The sequence below is a fragment of the Paeniglutamicibacter sp. ORCA_105 genome, from assembly GCF_045798545.1.
GTDB classification, from domain to species: domain Bacteria; phylum Actinomycetota; class Actinomycetes; order Actinomycetales; family Micrococcaceae; genus Paeniglutamicibacter; species Paeniglutamicibacter sulfureus.
In genome coordinates this window covers 1-935 of record NZ_JBIXLM010000086.1, presented here as the reverse complement: position 1 = coordinate 935, position 935 = coordinate 1, and the positions used below count along the sequence as shown (strand labels likewise).

Annotated in this window: 1 protein-coding gene; it reads left to right on the top strand. The window is 69.1% G+C overall.

Annotation, left to right across the window (positions count from 1 at the left end; genetic code table 11):
* Positions 1–935 (top strand): serine hydroxymethyltransferase (gene glyA, locus ACIPUB_RS20065; RefSeq protein WP_407608993.1); only part of this gene is annotated, 935 nt, incomplete at both ends.

Genomic DNA, 935 nt, shown 5'->3' with positions numbered 1-935 from the left:
GTGCAGCCGCACTCCGGCGCGCAGGCCAACGCCTCGGTGATGCACGCGCTGATCCGCCCGGGCGACACCATCATGGGCCTGAACCTGGCCCACGGCGGGCACCTGACCCACGGCATGAAGATCAACTTCTCCGGCCGCCTCTACAACATCGTCCCGTACGGCGTTGAGGAGGACACCTTGGTGGTGGACATGGACAAGGTCGAGGCCCTGGCCATCGAGCACTCCCCGAAGATGATCGTCGCCGGCTGGTCCGCCTACCCGCGGCAGCTGGACTTCGAGCGCTTCCGGGAGATCGCGGACAAGGTCGGCGCGTACCTGTTCGTGGACATGGCGCACTTCGCCGGCCTGGTGGCCGCGGGGCTGCACCCCAACCCGGTGCCGCACGCCCACGTGGTGTCCTCCACCACGCACAAGACCCTGGCCGGTCCGCGCGGCGGGATCATCCTGACCAACGATGCGGACATCGCCAAGAAGATCAACTCGGCGGTGTTCCCCGGCCAGCAGGGCGGGCCGCTGGAGCACGTGATCGCGGGCAAGGCCGTGGCGTTCAAGATCGCCGCGACCGAGGAGTTCCGCGAACGCCAGGAACGCACCCTGGCCGGCGCGAAGATCCTGGCCGAGCGCCTCACCGCACCGGATGTCGCGGCGGTGGGCATTTCCGTGCTGACCGGCGGCACCGACGTGCACCTGGTCCTGGTGGACCTGCGCCATTCGGAGCTGGACGGGCAGCAGGGCGAGGACCTGTTGGCGAAGGTGGAGATCACGGTGAACCGCAACGCGGTCCCCTTTGACCCGCGTCCGCCGATGGTCACCAGCGGTTTGCGCATCGGCACCCCGGCCCTGGCCACCCGCGGCTTCTCCGAGGCCGCGTTCGTGGAGGTCGCGGACATCATCGCCGAGACCCTCATCGCCGGCACCCAGGAGAACAACGAGGC